The organism is Mesorhizobium sp. M1423 (assembly GCF_040317575.1).
Lineage (GTDB): Bacteria > Pseudomonadota > Alphaproteobacteria > Rhizobiales > Rhizobiaceae > Mesorhizobium.
Map to the genome: position 1 here is coordinate 145,843 of NZ_JAMYKU010000012.1, position 22,974 is coordinate 168,816.

General features: G+C 60.7%; 17 protein-coding genes and 6 pseudogenes. 19 read left to right on the top strand and 4 right to left on the bottom strand.

Going from position 1 to position 22,974, the window contains the following annotated elements; translation table 11 throughout:
- Positions 1–114: 114 nt before the first annotated feature.
- From NKG95_RS17090 to NKG95_RS17130, 9 genes and pseudogenes are all read left to right on the top strand, one after another.
- Complete coding sequence (locus NKG95_RS17090) at positions 115–1,044, top strand: hypothetical protein (protein ID WP_352720317.1); 930 nt, start codon at positions 115–117, stop codon at positions 1,042–1,044.
- Positions 1,045–1,108: 64 nt separating this feature from the next.
- Positions 1,109–2,245: a cysteine desulfurase family protein gene (locus NKG95_RS17095; protein WP_352720318.1), complete on the top strand. Its 1,137-nt coding sequence runs from the start codon at positions 1,109–1,111 to the stop codon at positions 2,243–2,245.
- Positions 2,246–2,283: 38 nt separating this feature from the next.
- Positions 2,284–3,216, top strand: a complete 933-nt coding sequence (locus NKG95_RS17100) for a DUF4007 family protein (protein WP_352772089.1) — start codon at positions 2,284–2,286, stop codon at positions 3,214–3,216.
- The gene (locus tag NKG95_RS17105) at positions 3,213–6,542 is read left to right on the top strand and encodes a hypothetical protein (protein WP_353041616.1); all 3,330 of its coding nucleotides are present in this window, start codon (positions 3,213–3,215) and stop codon (positions 6,540–6,542) included. The genes NKG95_RS17100 and NKG95_RS17105 overlap by 4 nt, the downstream gene beginning before the upstream one ends.
- Positions 6,539–7,384: a phosphoadenosine phosphosulfate reductase domain-containing protein gene (locus NKG95_RS17110; protein ID WP_352720324.1), complete on the top strand. Its 846-nt coding sequence runs from the start codon at positions 6,539–6,541 to the stop codon at positions 7,382–7,384. The genes NKG95_RS17105 and NKG95_RS17110 overlap by 4 nt, the downstream gene beginning before the upstream one ends.
- 124 nt (positions 7,385–7,508) lie before the next feature.
- Positions 7,509–8,024 carry a hypothetical protein gene (locus NKG95_RS17115; protein ID WP_353041618.1) on the top strand — a complete coding sequence of 172 codons (516 nt, stop codon included), beginning with the start codon at positions 7,509–7,511 and terminating at the stop codon, positions 8,022–8,024.
- An 81-nt stretch (positions 8,025–8,105) separates the two neighbouring features.
- Positions 8,106–8,363, top strand: a complete 258-nt coding sequence (locus tag NKG95_RS17120) for a type II toxin-antitoxin system VapB family antitoxin (RefSeq protein WP_031195575.1) — start codon at positions 8,106–8,108, stop codon at positions 8,361–8,363.
- On the top strand, positions 8,363–8,749 hold the full coding sequence (locus tag NKG95_RS17125; RefSeq protein WP_353041620.1) for a type II toxin-antitoxin system VapC family toxin: 387 nt from the start codon (positions 8,363–8,365) through the stop codon (positions 8,747–8,749). Before NKG95_RS17120 ends, NKG95_RS17125 begins: the two co-directional genes overlap by 1 nt.
- Positions 8,746–9,878: pseudogene (locus NKG95_RS17130) on the top strand (site-specific integrase). The gene NKG95_RS17125 and the pseudogene NKG95_RS17130 overlap by 4 nt, the downstream one beginning before the upstream one ends.
- 616 nt (positions 9,879–10,494) lie before the next feature.
- Here NKG95_RS17130 and NKG95_RS17135 read toward each other — a convergent pair.
- Positions 10,495–10,926: a phenylalanine--tRNA ligase beta subunit-related protein gene (locus tag NKG95_RS17135; protein WP_353041622.1), complete on the bottom strand. Its 432-nt coding sequence runs from the start codon at positions 10,924–10,926 to the stop codon at positions 10,495–10,497.
- Positions 10,927–11,077: 151 nt separating this feature from the next.
- Between NKG95_RS17135 and NKG95_RS17140 the strand changes: the two are divergent.
- Positions 11,078–12,048, top strand: a pseudogene (locus tag NKG95_RS17140) (IS5 family transposase).
- Positions 12,049–12,251: 203 nt separating this feature from the next.
- On the opposite strand, the gene NKG95_RS17145 reads toward NKG95_RS17140, so the two are convergent.
- Entirely contained in the window at positions 12,252–13,223 is a 972-nt protein-coding gene (locus tag NKG95_RS17145; RefSeq protein WP_352792063.1) for a LysR substrate-binding domain-containing protein, read from the bottom strand.
- A gap of 146 nt (positions 13,224–13,369) precedes the next feature.
- Here NKG95_RS17145 and NKG95_RS17150 point away from each other — a divergent pair, with 146 nt between their 5' ends.
- From NKG95_RS17150 to NKG95_RS17185, 8 genes and pseudogenes are all read left to right on the top strand, one after another.
- Positions 13,370–13,813, top strand: a complete 444-nt coding sequence (locus NKG95_RS17150) for an ATP-binding cassette domain-containing protein (RefSeq protein ID WP_353041624.1) — start codon at positions 13,370–13,372, stop codon at positions 13,811–13,813.
- 214 nt (positions 13,814–14,027) lie between these two features.
- Positions 14,028–14,472: pseudogene (locus tag NKG95_RS17155) on the top strand (amidohydrolase family protein).
- 35 nt (positions 14,473–14,507) lie between these two features.
- The gene (locus NKG95_RS17160; protein WP_352453729.1) at positions 14,508–15,260 is read left to right on the top strand and encodes an SDR family NAD(P)-dependent oxidoreductase; all 753 of its coding nucleotides are present in this window, start codon (positions 14,508–14,510) and stop codon (positions 15,258–15,260) included.
- Positions 15,261–15,279: 19 nt separating this feature from the next.
- Entirely contained in the window at positions 15,280–16,119 is an 840-nt protein-coding gene (locus NKG95_RS17165) for a transketolase (RefSeq protein ID WP_352792064.1), read from the top strand.
- Positions 16,116–17,138 (top strand): transketolase family protein, encoded by a 1,023-nt coding sequence (locus tag NKG95_RS17170; protein ID WP_502895560.1) that lies wholly within the window; start codon positions 16,116–16,118, stop codon positions 17,136–17,138. The genes NKG95_RS17165 and NKG95_RS17170 overlap by 4 nt, the downstream gene beginning before the upstream one ends.
- 106 nt (positions 17,139–17,244) lie before the next feature.
- Positions 17,245–17,505 (top strand): annotated as a pseudogene (locus NKG95_RS17175) (transposase); the annotation flags it as partial.
- A gap of 98 nt (positions 17,506–17,603) precedes the next feature.
- Positions 17,604–17,759, top strand: a pseudogene (locus tag NKG95_RS17180) (ATP-binding protein); the annotation flags it as partial.
- A gap of 266 nt (positions 17,760–18,025) precedes the next feature.
- Complete coding sequence (locus NKG95_RS17185) at positions 18,026–18,382, top strand: hypothetical protein (RefSeq protein ID WP_352453730.1); 357 nt, start codon at positions 18,026–18,028, stop codon at positions 18,380–18,382.
- Between the two features lie 138 nt (positions 18,383–18,520).
- On the opposite strand, the gene NKG95_RS17190 is transcribed toward NKG95_RS17185, so the two are convergent.
- The gene (locus NKG95_RS17190) at positions 18,521–19,489 is read right to left on the bottom strand and encodes a glycosyltransferase family 10 domain-containing protein (RefSeq protein ID WP_353041627.1); all 969 of its coding nucleotides are present in this window, start codon (positions 19,487–19,489) and stop codon (positions 18,521–18,523) included.
- Between the two features lie 536 nt (positions 19,490–20,025).
- Here NKG95_RS17190 and NKG95_RS17195 point away from each other — a divergent pair.
- Positions 20,026–21,149 (top strand): annotated as a pseudogene (locus tag NKG95_RS17195) (tyrosine-type recombinase/integrase).
- A 241-nt stretch (positions 21,150–21,390) separates the two neighbouring features.
- Here NKG95_RS17195 and NKG95_RS17200 read toward each other — a convergent pair.
- Positions 21,391–22,938, bottom strand: coding sequence for a tannase/feruloyl esterase family alpha/beta hydrolase (locus NKG95_RS17200; protein ID WP_353041629.1), 1,548 nt, complete (start codon positions 22,936–22,938; stop codon positions 21,391–21,393).
- Between the last annotated feature and the right edge of the window lie 36 nt (positions 22,939–22,974).

Genomic DNA, 22,974 nt, shown 5'->3' on the forward strand with positions numbered 1-22,974 from the left:
CAATAGAGGGACCGTTGCAACGCTTCCAATCTCGGTTACCTTCCGCACCGCGACCTTGACTGAAGCATACCGGCCGCTCACCCCATTCGCAGCGATGAAAGCAGGACGCATTACATGCAGGAACTTTCGGAAGACCCGGACGAAATCCGGCTGTTCGGTGAAATAAGGGAGGTGTTCGAACGCTATCCGAACGCAGCCATCGACCTGCAAGAGGAAGCGATCAACATCCTGCAGGTGGTTCAGGCGCTGCGGGGAAGCAAAAACGTGTTCTTGGGAATGGCGGAGGACGAGGTCCGGGCTGGCCCATACCGGGAAGTGGTCAGGCTCGCGAAGGATTACGGGTGCCTCTCCGGCAGCGGCAAGGTGAACGTACACCATAGGTATAGGCCGCTGAAGATCGACGACGCCCGCGTCGCCCGTGAGGTGGACAGCAGGAGCTCGGCAGCAACGTCGGTGTTCTGGCTTACGCGAAACGAAGCCATTCACGAAAAATTCGTGGCAGGCGACACCTCGTTCCTTTCGGACGCGCAGCTACTGGACTATCCGCAGTGCTGCGCCGCGTGGCACTACGACTGCTATTTCGCTCGAGGCGTAGAGGCCTTTGCGGAAGTCTATGGGAAAAACACTTCGGTAGACGACATTCTTGCCCACCTGCGCGACACGGGCTGGCACCAGGGTTCCGGCTGGTTCTTGCCACGGGCGTATTACCTAGCAGGTATTTTGCGGGGCAATTATGTCTACCCGTTCGTAGACCACATAGCTTGCCCCGGCTGCCTGAAGGACGTCTCCGGCCCCACCGGCGTGATGAACTCGCGAAACTCGGACGCCATAGAATCCTTAGACCCTTCCAGGCACGCCTCGGTGCTCAAGTACGCCAGGGGCCTGCCGTCGAGGGTATCCGCCATCATGGCATATCCCGGCGATGCCATCGCTATGGAGATCGACGGATATGATCTGAGCATTCGCGCGAGAGACGCCTACATCAGGCACAGCCGCTACCTATTCAAGTCGCTCGGTTTAGGGGAACAGTTTCCGCGCCGCTAACGAACGTCGATGTTTGTATCCGGAAAAGATCTACCTTATCCGAAGCAGCCGAGGACAGCTCGATTTGAACCAGATTTACCTTGACGGACATTCCACGACGCCGCTGGCGCCCGAGGCCCTGGAAGCGATGGCACCTTGGTGGCACGCGCAGGCGGGCAACCCGCATTCCCCTCATCTCCGCGGTATGATGGCGTCGTCCGCCGTCGAGGCGGCCCGCATGGATATCGCCAGGTTGGTCAATGCCGATTCGCAGGAGCTGTTCTTCACGTCGGGAGCAACCGAAGCCAACAACATCGCGGTTCGGGGTACTGCCCTTGCCGCGCTCGATGGCGGGAGCCCCCGCCGGCAGATCATTGTCTCCGCAATCGAACACAAGAGCGTACTGGCATCCGCCCATTCGCTCGAGAAGATGGGTTTCGAGATCGTCGAAGCGCCTGTCAGTCGAAACGGTGTCGTCGATCTCGACCGGCTCGAACCACTGATCGGCGAGGGGACACTTCTGGTCTCGGTCATGGCAGTCAACAACGAAGTCGGGACGATCCAGCCCGTTTCGACAGTGGTCAATCTCGCCCGGACGGCCGGCGCCCTCGTCCATGTCGACGCTGCGCAGGCGGCCGGCAAGGTACCCCTGGATTTCTCCGATTTCGACTTGGCCAGCCTGTCTTCGCATAAGTTCTACGGCCCAATGGGGATCGGCGCGCTCTTCGTTTCTTCCGCATCCCCGCTCCGGCCCTTCGCGCTACAGTTCGGCGGGGGGCAGGAAGCGGGAATTCGCCCCGGAACTGTTGCCACGCCACTGGCGGTCGGCTTCGGAGTCGCAGCTAGCCTGGCCAACGAGCGTCTACTGACCGATTCCGCCCATCAAAAGGCGATGGCTTGTACGCTGTTGGATGAGTTGGCGTCGCTCCAGACAAAGTTCATCGAGAACGTTCCCCAAAAATATCGTGTGCCGGGCAGCATCAGCATCAGGTTTCCGGGACATAACGCCATGTCACTCGTGAGCCGCGCAGGTGGGCGCCTCGCGATTTCTGAGGGCTCTGCTTGTACGAGCGGTCAGATAGACGCTTCTCACGTCCTCTCCGCCATGGGATATACTTCGGAAGCGGCAGCAGAGACTGTCAGGATTTACTGCTCTCGATTCACGACCGGGATCGAAGTAGCGGAAGCTGCTCGAATTTTGTCGGACCTCGTGCGAGATTAATGATTGTCGCTGGCGACCGTCTCCAGTAGCATTCAATCATGACTGACGAGCTTCACCTCCCCATGACACAAATTCGCGTCTCGGGCCATGAGACCTTCCCGCTGCGCCTTCTTTGGCTGAAGAAGGCGTACGACGTGGCGTCGGGTCCCCACGGAGTCGACCGCAGAACATTTCACGAACAAAGCGCAATCGCCCGCTTCGGCGTAGGTAAGAATATGGCCCTTTCGATGCGCCATTGGGCTCTCGCCGCAGGCGTCATCAGCGACGACGGCGAAGCAGCCCTAACCGCAACGGATTTCGGGCATATGATTTTCGGGAACGACGGGCTCGATCCATATCTGGAACAGCATTCGACGCTATGGCTTATTCACGCCAACCTCGTCGCAATCCCGGACGTGGCCACGACGTTCTACTATGCGTTTAACAGGATCAACCAGTCGGCATTCTCGCGCGAAGACCTGGTTCAGGCGATGGCGGTGATCGTGGGATCCCGTGGAGGCCGTGCAACGGTGGAAACGCTGAAGCGGGATGTCGAGGTGTTCGTACGGAGTTACGCCGCGCGAAGCCAGGACGCCGGGGAGGACGCATCCGAGCCGCTGATGGTCGAGCTCGGCCTTCTGCGGGAGCTGAAGTCCAGCGGACAGATGGAATTCGTACGCGGCCCCAAGAATACCCTCCCGGATGGCGTATTCGCGCGTGTCCTCAAGCGTTACTGGGAACGTAACCACCAGCAGTCACCGACGCTGTCCGTGGAGCAGGCCCAGTATGGGCCAGGCTCGCCGGGCCGCGTGTTCAAGCTCGACGAGGACAGCCTTGTCGCCAGGCTCATGAGAATTTCCGATGTTACGGGCGGCAAGATGACTTGGACGGATACCGCAGGGCTCCGACAGGTTGCCCTCGTAGGCAATTTGGCCGAAATCGATGAACTGACGCTAATTGCAGCGAGTTACAAACGTCGGAGGGCGGCGTGACCAAGCTTTCCAAGGTCGTCAGGGTCGAGCGTCGCTTCGCCCTTTCGGCAAGACTGGACACCGATCTTAACGGCACGCCTCCCCTTACGGGCTATGTCCTGCAGTCGAGCGTCCGGAAGTCGCTCGAGGCGATGCTGGGCGGGATAGGGGAAGGCTCGCAGTACGCATTCACATGGACGGGGCCCTATGGCGGCGGCAAGTCCTGTGCGGCACTGCTCGTGGCCAACCTGGTTGCCGGAAGCAAGAAACAAAGGGCTCTGGCCGAGGAAATCGTCGGCAACGACTTGGCGGAGGCTTTCAGCCACTCGTTTCCAGGCCGCGGAAAATCGTGGGGCATCCTGGCGCTGACCGGCCGGCGCACGAGCCTATCAGGCGCCCTCGCGGACGCGGCTTCGGATAGGTTCGGCTGGTCTGGCGAGGATAAGGCAACCGCTGCTGCCGACGAAAAGGCGCTGGTGGACCGACTGGAAGCGGAGGCCCGGTCCAAGGGCGGCCTGCTGATCATAATCGACGAACTCGGGAAATTTCTCGAACACGCTATGGGAGGGAAAGGCGACATTCATGTCCTCCAAGACCTCGCAGAGCGGGCCGCACGGTCGGACGGTCGGTTGGTCGTCGTCGGGATACTGCACCAGTCTTTCGAACAATATGCCGGACGCCTCAACCGCAGCGCGCGTGACGAGTGGGCCAAGGTTCAGGGCCGCTTCCAGAACGTGCCGTTCGTCGCCCAGGCTGACGAAGTGGCGGCATTGCTCGCCCGCGCGATCCATTCCGAGCAGACGCCCCGGAGCGCCCTCGACCTTGCCGCGAGGACCGCGACGGCCATATCCAAACGTCGGGCGGTTGACGTACCTGTACTGGCGCAAGTACTGGCCGATGCCTGGCCGCTTCACCCCGTATCCGCCCTGCTGTTAGGCCCGCTGTCGCGGCAACGCTTCGCGCAGAACGAAAGAAGTGTCTTCGGTTTCCTCTCGTCGGCGGAACCCTACGGGTTCCAGGCACATCTCGCCCAGGCCGACGTTGGGGACAATGCGCTCTACGGACCCGACCAACTCTGGGACTACCTGGTGGCTAACTTCGGCACCGCCCTGATTGTCGGGCCCGACAGCAACCGGATGACGCTAGCCATCGAAGCGGTCGAGCGCGCCACGTTGCAGGGTGTGTTAGCCGGCTATCTGACCAAGGCCGCGGCCATCATCGAATTGTTCCGCAACGGATCGGGGCTTGCCGTCGCCGATGACGTTCTTGCCCTGTGTGCGCCGACGCGCAGCCCCGACGACGTTTCCGCGACGCTGGATGACCTGGTGAACAGGGCGATCCTTATCCGCCAGGCAAGGCTTGGGGGCTACGCCCTATTCGCCGGCAGCGATTTCGATCTGGACGATGCCATCTCAAAAGCCAGTCTCAAGCTGGATGCCGACGTCCTGGCCGATCTTCCTTCCCGCCTGGGCATCGGTCCGATCGCCGCCAAGAGCCACTACTTCGCGACGGGCGCCCTCCGGCTGTTCAACGTCGTCCTGCAGTTCGCGGATGACGTTCCGTTAAACCCGGCCGCATGGGCAAAGAGGACGGCGGCGGCGCTGGCCAAAAGGCAGCGAAACTCCTCTGGCCTTCTGGTGCTCATCATGCCGGATGCACGCACGTTCGATGCCAAGCCGGAGGTGGCGGCCAAGATTCTCAGCCGCGAACTAGAGGAGGCCGGCGTTCTCGCAGCCGTGGCGGCTACCGACCGTGTCTATTTGCTGCGCGACCATGCCTCCGATCTCTATGCGATCGATCATGTCGAAGCTTCCCATCCCCGGCTGGAGGGTGACCGTATTGCCCGCCGCGAGCTGACCGCCCGTCGCGCACAGATCACCGATGCTGTCCGCGGCGAGCTGGTTGAAGCCTTCTTCGCCTCGCGGTGGTGGGCATTCGACAAGCGGGAAAGTGACTTGGACGGCAAAGGACTGACGGTAGTCGCCTCGGCCCTCTGCAACGCGTCATTCGATAGCGCTCCGGTCATACAGTCCGAACTGCTTTACCGGGACAAGCCTTCGTCCAGTGCCATGGCCGGCCTCCGCGCGGTGTTGCACGCCATGGTAGCGAAGCCGGACATCGAGGATCTCGGCATCGAGGACTACCCAGTGGAGCGGGGTCACTATCTGACGGTCCTGTCTCCGCTGGGGCTTCATCGCCGCGACGAAACGGGGGGCTGGAGGTTCCATGATCCCGACAAGCAGGGTGCGGGAGCTAAACTTGCTCCAGCTTGGAAATTGCTCAAGGAAAAGAGCGTCAACCTCGGCGAGCTGTTCGACCGATGGGCCGGTCGCCCGTTCGGCATCAAACGCGGTGTCATGCCGATGCTGGCGCTCGCCTATCTCCTGGCGAACCGAAGTCTGGTGGCAGTCTATGTTGACGGTCTTTACCAGGCCGTCATCAACGACGTCGTAGCGGATCGCCTGCTGCAGGATGCGTCGGCCGTCGAGTTCAGGCGTATTTCCCGGTCCAAGCGCGACGTGGAATTCATCCGTCAGCTCGCCACCTTGCTGTCCACGGAGGAAAAGATTCTCGAGGCTGAGGCCCTTCCCGTGGCTTCCGCCCTCTTCCAACGGTTCCACGCGCTTCCGCTTTGGACTCAGCGCACCAGGCGCCTGGACGAGCGAGTGCGGCGGGTCCGCGATGTCGTCCTCAAGGCAAACGATCCCGAGGTACTGCTGTTCTCCGAACTGGCGACTGCCCTTAAGGGCGAGACCGATCCTGCCGTGACGATCGCCGCGTCGCTGTCCAAGGCGGAGACTGCATACCCGGCCATGGTCCATGAGCTTACCCGCCAGCTAGCGGAACACCTCAGCGTGGAAAGCGACACCTTCGAGGGTATCGGTTTCCGCGCCTCTACGGCCGCCGGAGTGTCTGGCGAACTTCGCCTCGAAGCCTTCATCATGAGAATCGGCGAATTCGAGGGCGGAGCGGGCGACATGGAAGGTCTGGCAAGCCTGCTCGTTCATAAACCGCCGCGGAATTGGTCGGATCGCGAGCAGGAACAAGCCGTGTTCGAGATGGCCAAGCTCGCCCGCCGTTTCCGTGATGCCGAGGCGTTCGCGTCGGTCAAGGGCCGCGCGCCGACGGCCAGGGCAATCTCCGTGGTGATCGGGCTGGATCCCGCACAAAGGCCCTTGTTCCACGCATTCCATGTGTCGGAAGACGAGTTTGCCGAAGCAGACGGAATAGCGGAAGAGCTATTTCGGCAACTCAAGACAAGAGACCTCCGGTCGGCGGTATCGCTCACTGCGCTGGCCAAGATAGTAGAGCGGCTGTCGGCAGAACAGGAATTGGAGCAGATATGACCGTGGTTCGCGAGCGTCACATACTCGGTATATCAGGCGGGCGTGACAGTGCCGCCCTGGCAGTTCACATGCGGCAGACCCGACCGGATATCGACCTCGAATACTTCTTCACTGATACGGGCAAGGAGCTGGCCGAGGTATATTCGTTTCTCGACAAGCTGGAAGGCTTCCTGGGCAGGCCAATCACGCGCCTCAATCCGGACCGCGACTTCGATTTCTGGCTCAAGGAATACAATCACTTCCTGCCGTCGCCACAAACCCGATGGTGCACCCGGCAACTCAAGCTCCGACCGCTGGAGCAGTGGCTGCGCGACGATCTGGAGGCAGGTGTCACGATCCACTCTTACGTCGCCATCCGCGCCGACGAGCCCAGCCGAGAGGGCTACCAAGCTACTAACGGCAACATGCAGATTCACTTCCCGCTCCGGGAAGACGGAATCAACCGGGCGGGCGTGAGTGAGACTCTGGAGAGCGCCGGCCTGGGCGAGCCCGAGTACTACCGCTGGCGTACGCGCTCGGGATGCACTTTCTGTTTCTTCCAGCAAAAGATCGAGTGGGTGCGTCTGATGCGCGAGCATCCAGAGGCGTTCGCAGACGCTCGTGGATACGAGAAGACTGCCCGCGAGCATGGATCGCCGTTTACCTGGAGTCAGGGAGAAGGTCTGGACGAGCTCAGCAAGCCGGAGCGCGTCGAGGCGATCGAGAAAGAATTCGAAGTCCGCAGGGCACGGTTGCTTTCGCGTCGGCGCATCAATCCGCTTGCAGGCGATCAAGCGCCGACCGTGGATGATGTGTATGGCATCGGCGAAGCCGCTGCCGGCTGTGTGATCTGCCATAAATAGCACAGGCATAATGACTTGGGTGACGCGAAAGACGCGAAACCTCTAAGCACTCGTTACAACCACGGCGATGAACAAGCTAAACGAGGGAATGGTCGGGTAAACGAAAGGTACCTTCGAAGCAAGCTTGGAGCTTACACTGCCGAATATGTCGTCGCGGCGGGATTGCATAGGGGCTGAGCTGGCTGCGGCCCCGCTCGTCCGCGCCCTGATTGGATTGCGGCAGGACTATTTCAGTGGTGAAGATGGAGTCCTGCTGGCTCGATCGCCACGCCAAAGGCTGGCGAGGGATTCCGTAGCAGGCGCCAATCTGCTCCTGCGCTACTGGCACAGCGCGCTGGATGCCGGCGATGATAACCTGGATAGCCTCGACAAGCTGGTTGCTCAGAGAGAATTTGGACTCGTCAAATCCTGCCTGAGGCGGCAGCTGCCGAATGCACCGCCCGATCTGCCTGAGTCCGCGTTGCGCCAGGCCTTGGTGACACCGGCATCAGTGCTTTCGGACCAAGAACTGACTGATCTGGGCCACGCTTGTCATGACATGGTCAACCTTGGCCGCGAGCAGAAGTACGGAGTTACATGCGCTTTGTACCACAACATCCGCCTAAAAACGCACACCCTGCCGCGTATTCAAAACGAATGATAATTGCATTATCATTCGTCCTTTACGAGGCTAGGGGTCCATGGTAGAATTGGCCAGAAAGGTAGAATTTTGGAGTCTTTCGTGTCCCTGAACATCAAAAATCCGGCCACCGTTGCTCTCGCCGATGAACTCGCACGCCGCCAGGGTATCAGTAAGACAGCAGCCATTCATCAGGCCCTGAGCGAGCGCTTGCATCGCTTGGGCTTTGGAGAGACCGCTCAGGAGCGTCTGCTGGCAGAATTGCGCGCCATCCGAGAAAGAGTGGCACGATTGCCTGAACTGGATAGTCGCAGCGACGAGGAGATCATCGGGTATGACGAGCATGGAATCCCTAACTGATGGTGATCGACACCTCAGCTGTTGTAGCGACCCTTCGGAGCGAGCCTGAGGCAGCAAGGCTGGAACGAGCGCTGGTCTTGGACCCAATCCGTCTGGTCCCGGCAACCTGCGTGCTCGAGGCACGCATGGTGCTGGTCAGCAGGCGCGGCGAACACGCATTGGCCGAGATCGATCTTTGGCTGCGCAAAATCGAGGCCGACATCATTCCTGTCGACTCCGAATTGGTTGATCTGGCGACCCAAGGTTGGCTGACCTACGGCAAGGGCCACCACCCGGCGGCGCTGAATTTTGCCGATTGCCTGTCCTATGCTTTGGCAAAGCGTGCGGATGAACCGCTGCTTTTCGTCGGCAAAGACTTCTCCCAAACGGATATCGAAGCGGCATGAGCATGGCTGGCGACGCGCAACGATCATCCGCTGCTTCCGGCGAGGACGACATGCCCGACATCATCGATATCGTCATGCAGATGGGCGATGCCGACCTAGCCTCGTCCCCTCCCCTTCCAGCCATTGCCAATCCCAGCCTGCCTGCGCAGCTTGAGGCGCTCGCCGGCCGCGCGCGCGATTATATCGAGGCGGCGAGTTCGGCCAACACGCGCCGCGCCTACGCAGCCGACTGGAAGCATTTTTCGAGCTGGTGCCGGCGCCAAGGCATCGAGATGTTCCCGCCCGATCCTCAGGTCGTCGGGCTCTATATCGCCGCCTGCGCGTCAGGTACGGCCACTGGCGACAAAAAGCCCAACACCGTTTCAACCATCGAGCGCCGGCTTTCGTCGCTCTCCTGGAATTTTGCCCAGCGCGGCCAGCCGCTGGACCGCAAGGATTGGCATATCGCCACGGTGATGGCTGGCGTTCGCAACACCCACGCCTCCCCTCCCCGGCAGAAGGAAGCGATCCTGCCTGAGGATCTGATTGCCATGCTCGAGACCCTCGACCGCGGCACGCTGCGTGGTCTGCGCGACCGCGCCATGCTGCTTTTGGGTTTCGCCGGCGGCCTTCGCCGATCCGAAATCGTCGGCCTCGACCTCGGCAGGGATCAGACCGAGGACGGACGCGGCTGGGTCGAGATTTTTGCCGATAAGGGTCTGCTTGTCACATTGCGCGGCAAAACCGGCTGGCGCGAGGTCGAAATCGGCCGCGGCTCCTCCGACGCCACCTGCCCTGTGGTCGCTCTGCAGACCTGGCTAAGACTGCGCGCATTGCGCACGGACCGCTGTTTCGGCGCGTTGCTGGTCAAGGCAGAGCCGTCGGTGCCGATCGCTTGAACGACCAGGAGGTCGCACGCCTGGTCAAGCGCACGGCGCTCGCCGCCGGCGTGCGCGGCGATCTGTCGGAGGGCGAACGGGCCAAGAAATTCGCCGGCCACTCACTGCGCGCCGGCCTCGCCTCGTCGGCCGAGGTCGACGAACGCTATGTGCAAAAACAGCTCGGCCATGCCTCGGCCGAGATGACGCGAAAGTATCAGCGCCGGCGCGATCGTTTCCGCGTCAATCTCACCAAGGCGTCCGGGCTCTGATGCCCCCGTTTTGTCCGCTGGGATGAGGCGGTCAGATCTCAGGCGATAACAATACCTCATCGAGCACAGCGAGCGCTGTATCCAGACTATCGGCGGCCGACGCTTCGTAGTCAGGCATGATCATCAACTGCGTTATGGCACGGCCCACAAGAGGGCATCGCGATAAAAGTACGCCAAACAACGCTAAGGGAGAACAAACGGTGATCTGATTTCGTTCGACGCTCGTTTTCGAGAGCCGTTCTGGGTCGTTCGCAATCAACTGTGTAGGCCAGCGGAGCGAGCAAGGAGCGCCAGATCCGGACAGGGCTGAGTGTTGTTTCTCCGAAAGGTGGGGCCATACCCTAAGGGACACGAGATGTAGTGGACTCGTCGATCCGCGCGGTTTCGATTCGCGCACCCGGGCACAACGCTTGGATAAGTCCCATCAAATGCTCTCCGGTGCCCGTCATCTGTATAGCTGACATTCGGCCGAGGGCTTCCAGCACGAGCCACATGGCGCGGGTATCGACCGTGACCCATGGTGCGCCGCCCCTGCCGCCAGTTCCAGCGGCGGCACGTGACACCGGCATCATCACACCAGATGACTTCGCCCGGTTCAGGATGCTCTGTTACCATTTCACCTTGCTCGATCGTGTCGAATGGCTCCGCTCCCTTCGCAATTAAAAGTCTCGGGACCCCTGGTAGAGATCGAGATCTTCCCGCCAATCGGAACGCCATACAACACGCTGACGGCATTGTAGGCATCAACCAGTGGGGAAATCCGCGGGAGAGAGCCATCTTTCCGCACCCGCTTGAGAAGCGCGGCGGCCGAGCACGGCGTTCGATTGGCCTTTGTGCCGAAAGCCTCGTAGGCAACGGCCCACGCCGCAAGACGCGCGTCCCTTTGGGCGTCATCGCGAAGCGCCGCCTGTTCCGCCGCCGCAATCGTGTCGTTCAACGACTGTGCATCCGGCACGTCGATTCCAGCGTTCCGCACCACAATGCTGATCAGATGAAAATCCCGGTAGCGGGCCTTGATCTCGGGGTCAATCAATGGCGTGAAAGACATGGGAAGCTCTTTTCTCATGGGGAGGCTTTGCGCTGCGGGTCGTTCGGGAAATCTATGAAGAAAGGTGCTTGTCGAGGCGTTGGTGCGTGGAACATTTTTCAAGGGTTTGCCGATAGGCAGGCGAGATCGCCAACGACATGATCTTCGCCCGATGCCCTACAAACACAATGCCAGCCGCCGTCACCGAGTCGCGAAGATGAAATTCAAGGTGACAAACTGGCCGGAATACGAGGCGGGCCTTCGGCGGCGCGGCAGTCTGACGCTGTGGTTGACAGAAGAAGCCTTGGCCAGGTGGCATGCGCCGCGAAGAACGACCCGCGGCGGCCAGCCTCGCCATCGAGTCGGTCTTGACACTGGGATGCGTCTTCGGGCTTCGTCTGCGCCAGAGCGAGGGATTGGCGACCTCGCTGCTCATCTGATGGGGCTTGATCATACCGGTTCCCGATCACACGACGCTAAGCCGCCGGGCGCAGATAGGGGAACCATCGGCCAAGCGGCAGCGGCATCCCGAGGACGGTCCGCTGCATGTGCTGATCGACAGCACCGGATTTGAAAGTCTACGGCGCCGGCCAATGGCTGGAAGACAAGCACGGTGCCAGATCACGCCGGACCTGGCGCAAGCTGCATTTGGTTCTCAATGCCGACAGCGGCGAGATCATCGCCCAATATCTGACCGACCAGGACGGCGACGATCCCTCGCAGGTGAAGCCGCTGCTCGACCGCATCGACGCAGAGATCGACCAATTCAGGGCCGACGGAGCATATGATGGCGGTCCCACCTACTGCGCGGTGCTGCAACACAGCGTCACCGCAAGGATAGTCATCCCGCCACGTTCAACGGCCGTGGAGAGTGATGACACCGGACCACCCGGTCAAAGGGACGGTCACATCACGGCGATCGCCAATGATGGAAGGCTGAATTGGCAGGCGTCCACCGGCTATGGCAAGCGCGCCCTGATCGAGACCGCCATCGGGCGCTACAAGGGGCTGATCGGACGTCGCCTGCGAGCCCGCTCCTTTTCGGCTCAGCAGACCGAGGTCGCCATCGGCTGCGCCGTTCTCAACCGCATGACGGCGTGCGCACGCCCGGAGTCCGTTCGCTGCCCGGCAAGGCCGACATAGCAGGCGGCATCAAAGAGCTGATTGTGCCTAATGCCACATTTGTGCACCAACGCCTTGTGGCGCGGGCAGCCACAGGCACAGGCTACGCGGAAAATGAAAAGTGGGGCCAACCCATTCGCTTGCACACAGCCTGCGTTTTGCCAGCTCCTCAACCGCAACGTGCTGTCAATGTTCGTCTTGCCATGTCTTGAACGCCGAACTGTTCACGCCATTGGCGCCGCTTTGTCATCCCGTGCCCCGAAATGAGGCCGTCGTTCGAACGATATGCGCAGTTGCTTATCCGCCAGAAACCGGCGAGCCAGATCGGTGTCGCGCTTACCCACGCGTGACACCCAGTCCGAAAACAGGCGAACCGCGCGCCGGTTCATATGCCGCGAAGGACAGACCAGCCAGTATCCCGGAAACTCGATGACCTCGAACTCTATCGAGACCGGAACCAGAGAACCCGACACCAGGTCCTCGAATGCGATGGATGTGCTTTCCAGGACCACACCTGCACCGTCCTTCGCCAGTTGAACCGACATTGACGAACGGTCGAAACGATAGGGATACGTCATGCGGGCGCCCTGGATACCGTTGCACGGCAGCCAATAATCCCACCGGAAATAGGCCTTCACACTGTCGATCAACCGCGCATGGCGAAGCTGCTCGCGCGGATCCGGTGAGATCGCGCGCAGTTCGGCAAGATAGGAAGGCGAGCACATCGGCAGGATCAGATCGTTGACGATGCAATCCGAATAAAGGCCGGCCCAGCCGCCGTCGCCATAACGAAGATCGAGATCGATGACCTCCGTTTCGAAATCCGAGAAATTGGGCGTGGCGTCGACACGCAAATTCCAGCTCGGATAGCCCTTGCTGAACTCGGCCAACCGCGGCGCCAGCCATTTCTCGCCGAAGGAAGGACTGACGCGCAGGCTAAGCTGGAAGCTTTCGCGCTGCCGCACAATGGCATTACGCACCTCGCGTATGGATTCGAAAGCCTGGGTCGTGGTCTGGAAGAGCCGCTCACCGTCGATCGTGAGCGAGAGATGGCGCTTTTCGCGCTGAAAAAGCCGCACCCCGAGTTGGTGTTCGAGCAGCCGCAGCTGCTGGCTAACCGCCGAAGGTGTCACCTGCAATTCCTGAGCGGCCTTTGCCACGCCGCCGAGCCGCGCGACTGCCTCGAAATGCGTCATCGAATTGAACTTGATGTCTGACCTCGTCCTCGTCAGTTAAGCTCAGCTACACAGAATGTTAAGAAACGAAAATTGAGCCGAATGTCAATCGGTCGCACAGTGGTCCCGGAAGGAGATACAGGATGGAGCCGAGTTCAACCCAAAGCTTGGGTAGCGCCGGCAACGTGCCGGGAGTTGGACAGGTATTGACCAGGAAGCCCCTGATCGAAGCTGCCAATATCGAGAAGAGTTATGACGCAACCCGTGTCCTGCGGGGTGTGAGTTTTCAGGTCCGGGCCGACGAAATCCACGCGCTCCTGGGCGGCAACGGCGCCGGCAAAAGCACTCTCATCCGCATCGTCACAGGGCTGACCTCACGCGAAGCCGGCGAGATTGGCTTCGCCTCGTCCAAGGCCGACCACAACAGCCCGATCATCGCGGTGGTGCATCAGGAGCTGGCGCTGTTGCCCGAGCTGTCCGGTCGCGGAAAACATCGGCATTGTGCATGCGAGGTCGGGCTGGTCGCAGATCAGCCGTCGCCGCACGCGCGAAACTGCGCTCGGAGCGCTCCAGCTGATCGACCCAGCGATCGGCGAAGCGATCATCGATAATGCCGGCACGCAAATTGTCCCTCCACGGAGGCCAGATCGTCCGGATCGCTCGTGCCCTTTCCACCGGAGCCGAAGTGCTGCTTCTCGATCCCGGCGATCCGGTTGGGGAAACGCGCTGGCTGCAGGAGATCGCCAACAAGCGAGGCTTTCCGCATGCATCGTCGGCTATGCCGACCTGTCCCAACCCGACGTCGGCGACCTCCTCGACCGCCACATGGAATATCCGAACTTCCGCGGCATGCGGCAGCCGATGAATTATCATCCCGACCCCGCCAAGACCTATCTGGCGCGGCCGGAGGTCAGTCGTACGCCCGAATGGCGGCGCGGCTTCCGGGAGCTGGCGAAGCGCGGGCTGAGCTTCGACCCGCAGCTCTACTATCCGCAGATGAGCGAGTTCCTCGAACTGGCGCGCGACTTTCCCGACGTGCAGATCATTCTCAATCACACCGGCATGCAGGTCGACGGCGCCGAGCATCGAGGAGGCGATCGCAGCCTTCGGCGTCGGCCGCTCGATGTTCGCGACGAACTTCCCCGTCGGCAAGCTGTTCTCGAGCTTCGACGCCATTTTGAACGCCTTCAAGGAAATTACGATCGCCCACCCGCACGAGGAGCGGCTCGCGCTGTTCCATGACAACGCCGCCCGGTTCTACCGACTTTAGATCACCGGCAAACAGAAATAGCAGGAGAGTTCGACTTGTTGCTGAAGGGCAAGGCCGTGGTGATTTCGGGGGCCGCGGGCCCCCGGGGAATTGGCCGCTCCACGGCAGCGCTGATGGTACAGCACGGGGCTCGCGTTGCAATACTCGACCTCGATGACGGGCAAGCGCGTGACGCCGCTGCGTCGCTTGGACCCGACCATATCGGCCTTGCGTGCAACGTCGCGGACCTCGACGCCTGCAAGAGGGCGGCGGCGCAAGTGACAGAAACCTTGGGCAGGATCGATGTGCTCTGCAACAATGCGGGCGTCACGCAGCCGGTCAAGACGCTGGAGATCAGCGCGGCTGACTGGGACCGCATCCTCGATGTCAACCTACGCGGCGTGCTCCATCTCAGCCAGGCATTCATCCCGAACATGCGCGAAAATGGCGGCGGCTCGATCATCTGCATGTCGTCAGTTTCGGCCCAGCGCGGCGGCGGCATCTTCGGTGGCCCGCACTATTCGGCTGCCAAGGCGGGTGTTCTGGGGCTTGCCAAGGCCATGGCGCGCGAATTCGGTCCCGAAGGCATCCGCGTCAACTGCATCACACCGGGCCTGATCCAGACCGACATCACCGGCGGCAAACTGACCAACGCCATGCGCGCCGACATCATCAAGGGAATCCCGCTCAGCCGGCTGGGCGAGGCGCGCGACGTAGCCGGCGCCTATCTCTTCCTGGCTTCCGATCTGGCCAGCTACATCACCGGCGCCGTGATCGATGTCAACGGTGGGATGCTAATCCATGGCTGAGTGGACAACGGAGCTTGAGATGCCTCGCGCTGGCAGCAATGTCAGCCTGGCCGAACGAGCCTATCGTATCCGCCGACGCGCCGTGCGGATGGGTCAAGTCCAGGGCCAAGGTTATGTCGGACAGGCGCTGGGTGTCGCCGACGTGCTTGCCGTCGCCTATTTCCATGCGCTTCGTTACCGGCCGGAGGACACGTTGTGGGAGGGACGCGACCGCTTCCTGCTGTCGATCGGACACTATGCGATCGCGCTCTACGCGGCTCTGATCGAAGCGGGCGTGCTGCCGGAGGAAGAGCTCGAAACCTATGGCAGCGATGAAAGCCGTATGCCGATGTCCGGCATGGCGCCATACACGCCCGGCATGGAGATCACCGGCGGCTCGCTCGGTCACGGCCTTGGCATTGCCGTTGGCATGTGCATGGGGCTGACGCGCAAGCGAAGCGACAGTTTCGTCTACAATCTTTTGTCCGACGGCGAGCTCGGTGAGGGCTCGACCTGGGAAGCCGCGATGTCGGCCGCCCACCACAAGCTCGACAATCTCATTGCCATTGTCGACTTCAACAATCAGCAGGCCGATGGTCCGTCGACGGCCATGCTCTCCTCCGAACCAGTGACCGACAAGTTCGAGGCGTTCGGCTGGCATGCGCAGCGCGTCGACGGCAACGACATCGAGGCGGTCCGCAAGGCCTTCGACATGGCGCGCGGCCTGAAGGAACCTGGTCCGCGTGTGATCGTTTGCGATACGCGCATGGCCAAGGGTGTGCCATTCCTGGAAACCCGCGACATCACGCATTTCATCCGCGTCGAACCGCACGAATGGACGTTAGCGCTCGAAGCTTTGGAAAAGGGACGTCCGCGTTGAGGTTGTCAAAGTTCGCGCCGCGCCACGCCGCCAATGCCGGTGAGCGCAAGACCACATCGGCGATGATCGCGTCGATCGCGCCCGATGGCGTACCGACACGCAATGCGCCGTTCGGGCACACACTGGCCAGACTGGCGCACCAGCGGCCCGGGATAGTTGGCCTGACGGCGGACCTCGCGAAATACACCGATCTCCATGTCTTCGCACAGGAGCATCCGGACCGCTTCTATCAGATGGGCATGGCGGAGCAGGTGCTGATGAGCGCCGCCGCCGGCTTGGCGCGGGAGGGTTTTACGCCCTTCGCCACCACCTACGCCGTCTTCGCATCGCGACGTGCCTACGATTTCATCTGCATGGCGATCGCCGAGGAGAAACTCAATGTGAAGATCGTCTGCGCCTTACCGGGGCTGACGACCGGCTACGGCCCCAGCCACCAGGCGACGGAGGACATCGCGATTTTCCGCGGGATGCCGAACCTGACGATCATCGACCCTTGCGACGCGCTCGACATCGAACAGGCCACGGAGGCGATCGCGGACTACAACGGGCCGGTCTACATGCGGCTTTCGCGCGGTAAGGTTCCTGTCGTGCTCGACGAAGACGACTATACATTTGAAATCGGCAAGGCGCGAATGCTGCGCGAGGGCGCGGACGTATTGTTCATTTCCAGCGGCCTGATGACCATGCGCGCGCTGGAGGCCGCGAAGGCGCTTGAAGCCGACAGGATCGGCTGCGCCGTTCTGCACGTTCCGACGATCAAACCTCTGGATACGGAGGCGATACTCGCTGCCGCGCGCCGTTCGGGACGGCTGGTGGTGGCGGCGGAGAACCACACCATCATTGGTGGCCTTGGCGAAGGCGTTGCCGCGCTGCTGATGCGCGAGAGAGTGACCCCAGTCTTTCGCCAGATCGCCCTGCCCGACGAGTTCCTCGACGCTGGCGCGCTGCCGACGCTTCACGATCGCTACGGGATCTCAACTTCCGAGCTCGTGCGCCGCGTCCGCATTTGGAGCGAATGAGAAGGAAGAGCTCTCCCCACACAACAGTTGAGTCATCGACCTTGACCTTGCCCCTCTTATCTAATCCGGTTTGAAGTTCGTTCTGGCCCATCGAGAGGATCAGGACATGAAACGTAGCCGCTTCTCTGAAGAGCAGATCATCGGAATTTTGAAGGAACATGAGGCCGGGGTATCGGTTGCCGATCTGTGCCGCAAGCACGGGGTCAGCGACGCCTCGATTTACAACTGGAAGGCCCGCTTCGGCGGGATGGATGTCTCCGAGGCTCGGCGACTGAAGGCTCTGGAGGACGAGAACACGCGGCTGAAGCGGCTTTTGGCCGACGCCATGCTCGACAATGCCGCGTTGAAGGATCTTGTGGGAAAGAAATGGTGACGCCCCGCGGCCAAGCGGAAACCTTTCCAGCGACCAGATCGATCAACTTCAACGCCGACTGCAACGGACCAGGCGATCAAGGAAAGGTGCATCATGAAGCATTCGCGGAGCCGACAATAGCCGACGCCATTCTCGACCGGATCATCCACAACGCCCATCGCATCACCCTCGAAGGCGACAGCATGAGAAAGCAAAAAACACCGCCGCCCTTGACCGGCGCCGAAAACGGCGAAATCAATCGCAAATGACTTCAACCAGGCAACCGAGCGCCGACCCCATCCTGCTGTCCGCGAATTAGTGAAACTGCTGTCCGCGATTTAGCGGAACGACTGTCCCGTTTTTGCGAAATACGCACGTCCGACGCAGCTTGCGTTGACAGAGGCGGTTTTACGCGCAGTTGCAATAGCACTTCCGCCGGCCTATTTTTGTGGAGTTCAATTGTGGTTCGGCCAAGGGCGCTTTGGGCGCCGGACCGGCCCCGTGTAAACCTCATTAAAGAGAGACGAACCCTGCCATGGAAGAATTCTTATCGCGCATCGCCACTGGTGCCGGCATCGGCCCGGCTCTCGCAGAGAAGGCCGTTGGGTTAATGCTGGGTTTCCTGCAACGCCACGCGGCCGACGGTCCCGTTGCGCGCATGATCGCGGCCATTCCCGGAGCTTCGGAATTAGTGGCGAAGTATCATGGCAACGACCCAGAGGGCGGAGGCGGCCTCATGGGGCTCGGCCAGCAATTGATGAGTGAGGGTCTCAGCATTCTAAAGATCGCCGCCATCGCCAACGAGACGATCGCCTTCGCCAAGGAACATGCCGGCGACGAACTCGTGGACGAGGTCCTCAATTCCGTTCCTGGCCTTCCCCAGTTCGTCTGATCAGCGGCAGCCGGGGGCGCATGACCTCGTGCGCCCGTGCCGGCCCGTCTGCGCAGGTAGGCATTCTCCGCCGAGCGCTCCGTACCGATCTCGCCAGACCACCAACCGCCGGGCACGCGAAGCGAGCGTTGGAGTACTTCATTCGTCTGTCCCAAAATCGACCGCAGGCGAACCGATGTGTATAACTTCCGGCGGTAAGGGTTTATCGTGAACGCTTTCGATGAAGCCCGCGAGATAAGCAAACGTATTGTATTTCTCAAGAACCAACCGCTTCGCCTCTTGTATTGCGCCGCGACGCTCCTTCCAGAGGTCCGAGTCGATGATTTCTTGAATTTTTTGGATTACGTTCCTGTCCTCTGGGTCAATCAGAACCATTGAGTCGGAAGGGAAGAACCTCGTGATTGCCGGGCTGCCGTAATAGATCGGCATTGTTTCAGCAACGAAGCAGTCCATAAGCTTCTCTGTAAAATAGTAATCAGCACGAGTATTCTCGAAAGCTATACTGTAACGGTACGGTGCGAGTGCGTCCCATTTATCTCCAATCAGCCGAAAACCTCGGCCGAACAGGTCAAAATCGAGCTCCTCTCTCAGCCGTTCCAGAAACGCCAGCCGATATCGATGCCCTTTAAGCAGGGCGATGTTACTGGTAATCCATGAGAGCCGAAGCGGCTTGTCCACGACTTCGCTGACCAGAAGTTGGTCATATGTCTTTGTTACAGACCAAGACCGAGTGATAGGTGGAGACAAAACGAATCGGCGCTCTGCATTCTGCCGAGCAGCCAGCTCTGCGTCAGACGTCAGGACGATGGTATTTTTCCCCTGCCCTTCATGAAATGCGCGATGAGCTTTCGTCGGCGGTTCGCCGATTGCAAAAATTGTCCTGTTTGGACTCGCCTCGATATCAACAGGGAGCCCAAAAATAGAAGCAGAGTTAAAGACAATATGCCAATCGGGCGCGAAGGATGTCCTGCGTACAAAAGCGACATTGTTCCAGATTCCACTGCCCTTTGGAGTGAGATGGTGGATTGCATCATCCAAAACGCCCCAAGAATCCAGACATGTAGCAACAATGGGCGCCGGACGTTCCGTCAACAATTTGGTCGACAAAGCAGTTCCACCCCATTCACTTCCGTTGGACCGGGAGCAACTCGTGCATCGGGCGCAAGACCTCTCTGCACCTGAAATAGCTCGCGATCCTGATCGGTATCAAACACACGATTCTGTGCGACTTCGCGATTCTGTGCGACTTCGCGCCATTCGACAACTCATCTCTAAGACCGCGGGAATCCCTTCACTCGTGAAGGTACTCAATCGCCATTTCGGATTGCGGTAAGATTGGGCAGCATAAACCTTCCGGGACCCGCTGTCGAGGCAATTGTCGCTTTGCACCTAACCAGGTTCTTCCTCACTTTGTGTGGTGATCAGGCCGGTTGAGTGGCAGCATGCGTGCCCTCTAAAATATGGAAGTTGACTACATTCTTATTATTAATCGGGATATACGACCAGTTTAGAGGCGGCTCGCCTCTTACAGGCGACGTTTGCAGCGGCGACGGCGGATCGAGATATTGGCGGGTTGATGCCGGGGCTTTGTCCGAAATCTGTGGTCCGATTTCGGACGAAGTGACGGTCAAGATGTCCGAAATATGCTACGAATTTCGGACAAGCTTCATACACAAAGCGCCGCGGCTTTGCCCGACATCATCGATATCGTCATGCAGATGGGCGATGCCGACCTAGCCTCGTCCCCTCCCCTTCCAGCCATTGCCAATCCCAGCCTGCCTGCGCAGCTTGAGGCGCTCGCCGGCCGCGCGCGCGATTATATCGAGGCGGCGAGTTCGGCCAACACGCGCCGCGCCTACGCAGCCGACTGGAAGCATTTTTCGAGCTGGTGCCGGCGCCAAGGCATCGAGATGTTCCCGCCCGATCCTCAGGTGGTCGGGCTCTATATCGCCGCCTGCGCGTCAGGTACGGCCACTGGCGACAAAAAGCCCAACACCGTTTCAACCATCGAGCGCCGGCTTTCGTCGCTCTCCTGGAATTTTGCCCAGCGCGGCCAGCCGCTGGACCGCAAGGACCGGCATATCGCCACGGTGATGGCTGGCGTTCGCAACACCCACGCCTCCCCTCCCCGGCAGAAGGAAGCGATCCTGCCCGAGGATCTGATCGCATGTTCGAGACCCTCGACCGCGGCACGCTGCGTGGTCTGCGCGACCGCGCCATGCTGCTTTTGGGTCTCGCCGGCGGCCTTCGCCGATCCGAAATCGTCGGCCTCGACGTCGGCAGGGATCAGACCGAGGACGGGCGCGGCTGGGTCGAGATTTTTGCCGATAAGGGTCTGCTTGTCACATTGCGCGGCAAAACCGGCTGGCGCGAGGTCGAAATCGGCCGCGGCTCCTCCGACGCCACCTGCCCTGTGGTCGCTCTGCAGACCTGGCTAAGACTGGCGCGCATTGCGCACGGACCGCTGTTTCGGCGCGTTGCTGGTCAAGGCAGAGCCGTCGGTGCCGATCGCTTGAACGACCAGGAGGTCGCACGCCTGGTCAAGCGCACGGCGCTCGCCGCCGGCGTGCGCGGCGATCTGTCGGAGGGCGAACGGGCCAAGAAATTCGCCGGCCACTCACTGCGCGCCGGCCTCGCCTCGTCGGCCGAGGTCGACGAACGCTATGTGCAAAAACAGCTCGGCCATGCCTCCGCGGAGATGACGCGAAATTATCAGCGCCGGCGCGATCGTTTCCGCGTAAATCTCACCAAGGCGTCCGGGCTCTGATGCCCCCGTTTTGTCCGCTGGGATGAGGCGGTCAGATCTCAGGCGATAACAATTACCTCATCGAGCACAGCGAGCGCTGTGTCCAGACTATCGGCGGCCGACGCTTCGTAGTCAGGCATGATCATCAACTGCGTTATGCACGGCCCACAAATTCCGGGTTTAGCTTTTCCAACCGATCCTTGGTCCGGGAGACCTGTTCCGGGAATGCGCGCAGATTGAAGCGAACAAATGACGAGGTCTCTTATCCCCGACACGAATAGCTCGCGATCTCATCGGGATTTCCCTTACCGCCATAGGCAGCTTGAGTGGGATAAGCGCAGATCGGCTGGTGCTTGCCGGGGAATGCCTTGCTGCCAGCCGCGAGAGAATCCGGAGCCTTGTCTTGGTTTATCCAGCCCTCGATGGCGGCCAAAGGATCAAAGTCGTCGAAGGCTTGGCCATCGCCGCAGTGGGTCATCCCCGGGATTATGAACATGCGCACGAAACGGCGAGTCGCTTCCAAATCGCCGCCGCTTGTGACCTCGACGACTTGCTTGTACCAGCGCACCAGATCGTTGGCTGAGAAGACCGGATCGGAAAGTCCCTGAAACAAGAGCAGCTTTCCACCGTGGGCAGCGAAGCTGGCGAGATACGTGCCGGTCGCATCATTGAGCTTGGCCGTATCCGCAACGCGTGCCGGATCCTTGTCGAAGTCGAACTTCAGGGGGTCAAAATTCGGCGCCGGGGGCGTCATGAAGTAGTATTGAAGCGAGCGGGCTCCCAGAACGATGTTATTTGCATCCGACTGGGAAGTGGGGGAATTGCCCAGCTTCCACATTCTCCAGTCCGCGCCCGCAACGCCCGTATCATATGGCCAATCGCTGTAAAGCTTTTCGCCATCGGAGCTTTCCGGACCCGCGAACGCGCGGCTCATGGCCTGCACTTGACCAGCCGTGAGGCAGCTGTCCGTCTTATCGCCTTGGCAGGACAGGACCTTTGGGTCGAACCGGCACTGCTGCCAGGCGTTGATGACGCCATCCTCAATGCCATCGCGGGCATCACAGGCAGCGAGAACCGCCTTGGCGACGATGTTCAGATCCTGCTGGGAGAAGGCGCGGGACAGAATGGGATGGCCGGCCTCATCTTTGGGAGCGATGCTCATGTACTGGCGAGTATCCCAGGCTTCGGCAATGTTGGCGGCACTGAGACGAAAACCCGGGCTACCTGCAACAATGCCGTCGAACTCGAGCGGATATCGCTGAGCCGCTATCAACGCCTCACGACCGCCATTCGAGCATCCCATGAACACCGACTTTTTCGGAGCCGCCCCATAGAACTTTGCAATCACCTGCTTCGAGACCGAAGTGACTTTGCCAATGGAGGCGTACGCAAAATCAATGCGTGCGGCTTGATCGACCCCGAAAGCCGGATCGGGGCTTGGGTGCCCGCCATCCATGCTTACAACAGCGTAGCCGCGCAAGAGCCCGGGAGCCGCGGTCGAGTTCCGGCAAGGAATGGTCCCGACGGCCGGCGCCAGGAAGCCATCAACTGCGCCGCCGCCCTGGAAAAGGAACATGTCGTTCCAGGTCGTCGGAAGACGCACCTCAAACCGGGTGCCATATGATTGACCATCGACCCCCTGGCGTTTCCCGATAACACCTCGGACAAGGCAGTGCCCGCCCACTTTTACCGCCTGAGGCGAGGCGCCGGTGAATGCAGTGAAGGGATCTGCGGGGATCTCCTGCGGCTTTTGAAGGCTAGCCTCGGTAAAATCACGCTTGGAATTTTGAGCTTGGCGATGGACCGGCACGCCTGATCCGACGCGTTTGCCGCCAGTGCAGGCGCA

Coding starts and splice junctions, on each gene's coding strand:
- NKG95_RS17090 (WP_352720317.1), top strand. CDS start 115: ATGCAGGAACTTTCGGAAGACCCGGACGAAATCCGGCTGTTCGGTGAA.
- NKG95_RS17100 (WP_352772089.1), top strand. CDS start 2,284: ATGACTGACGAGCTTCACCTCCCCATGACACAAATTCGCGTCTCGGGC.
- NKG95_RS17110 (WP_352720324.1), top strand. CDS start 6,539: ATGACCGTGGTTCGCGAGCGTCACATACTCGGTATATCAGGCGGGCGT.
- NKG95_RS17125 (WP_353041620.1), top strand. CDS start 8,363: ATGGTGATCGACACCTCAGCTGTTGTAGCGACCCTTCGGAGCGAGCCT.
- NKG95_RS17135 (WP_353041622.1), bottom strand. CDS start 10,926: ATGTCTTTCACGCCATTGATTGACCCCGAGATCAAGGCCCGCTACCGG.
- NKG95_RS17145 (WP_352792063.1), bottom strand. CDS start 13,223: ATGACGCATTTCGAGGCAGTCGCGCGGCTCGGCGGCGTGGCAAAGGCC.
- NKG95_RS17165 (WP_352792064.1), top strand. CDS start 15,280: ATGCCTCGCGCTGGCAGCAATGTCAGCCTGGCCGAACGAGCCTATCGT.
- NKG95_RS17185 (WP_352453730.1), top strand. CDS start 18,026: ATGGAAGAATTCTTATCGCGCATCGCCACTGGTGCCGGCATCGGCCCG.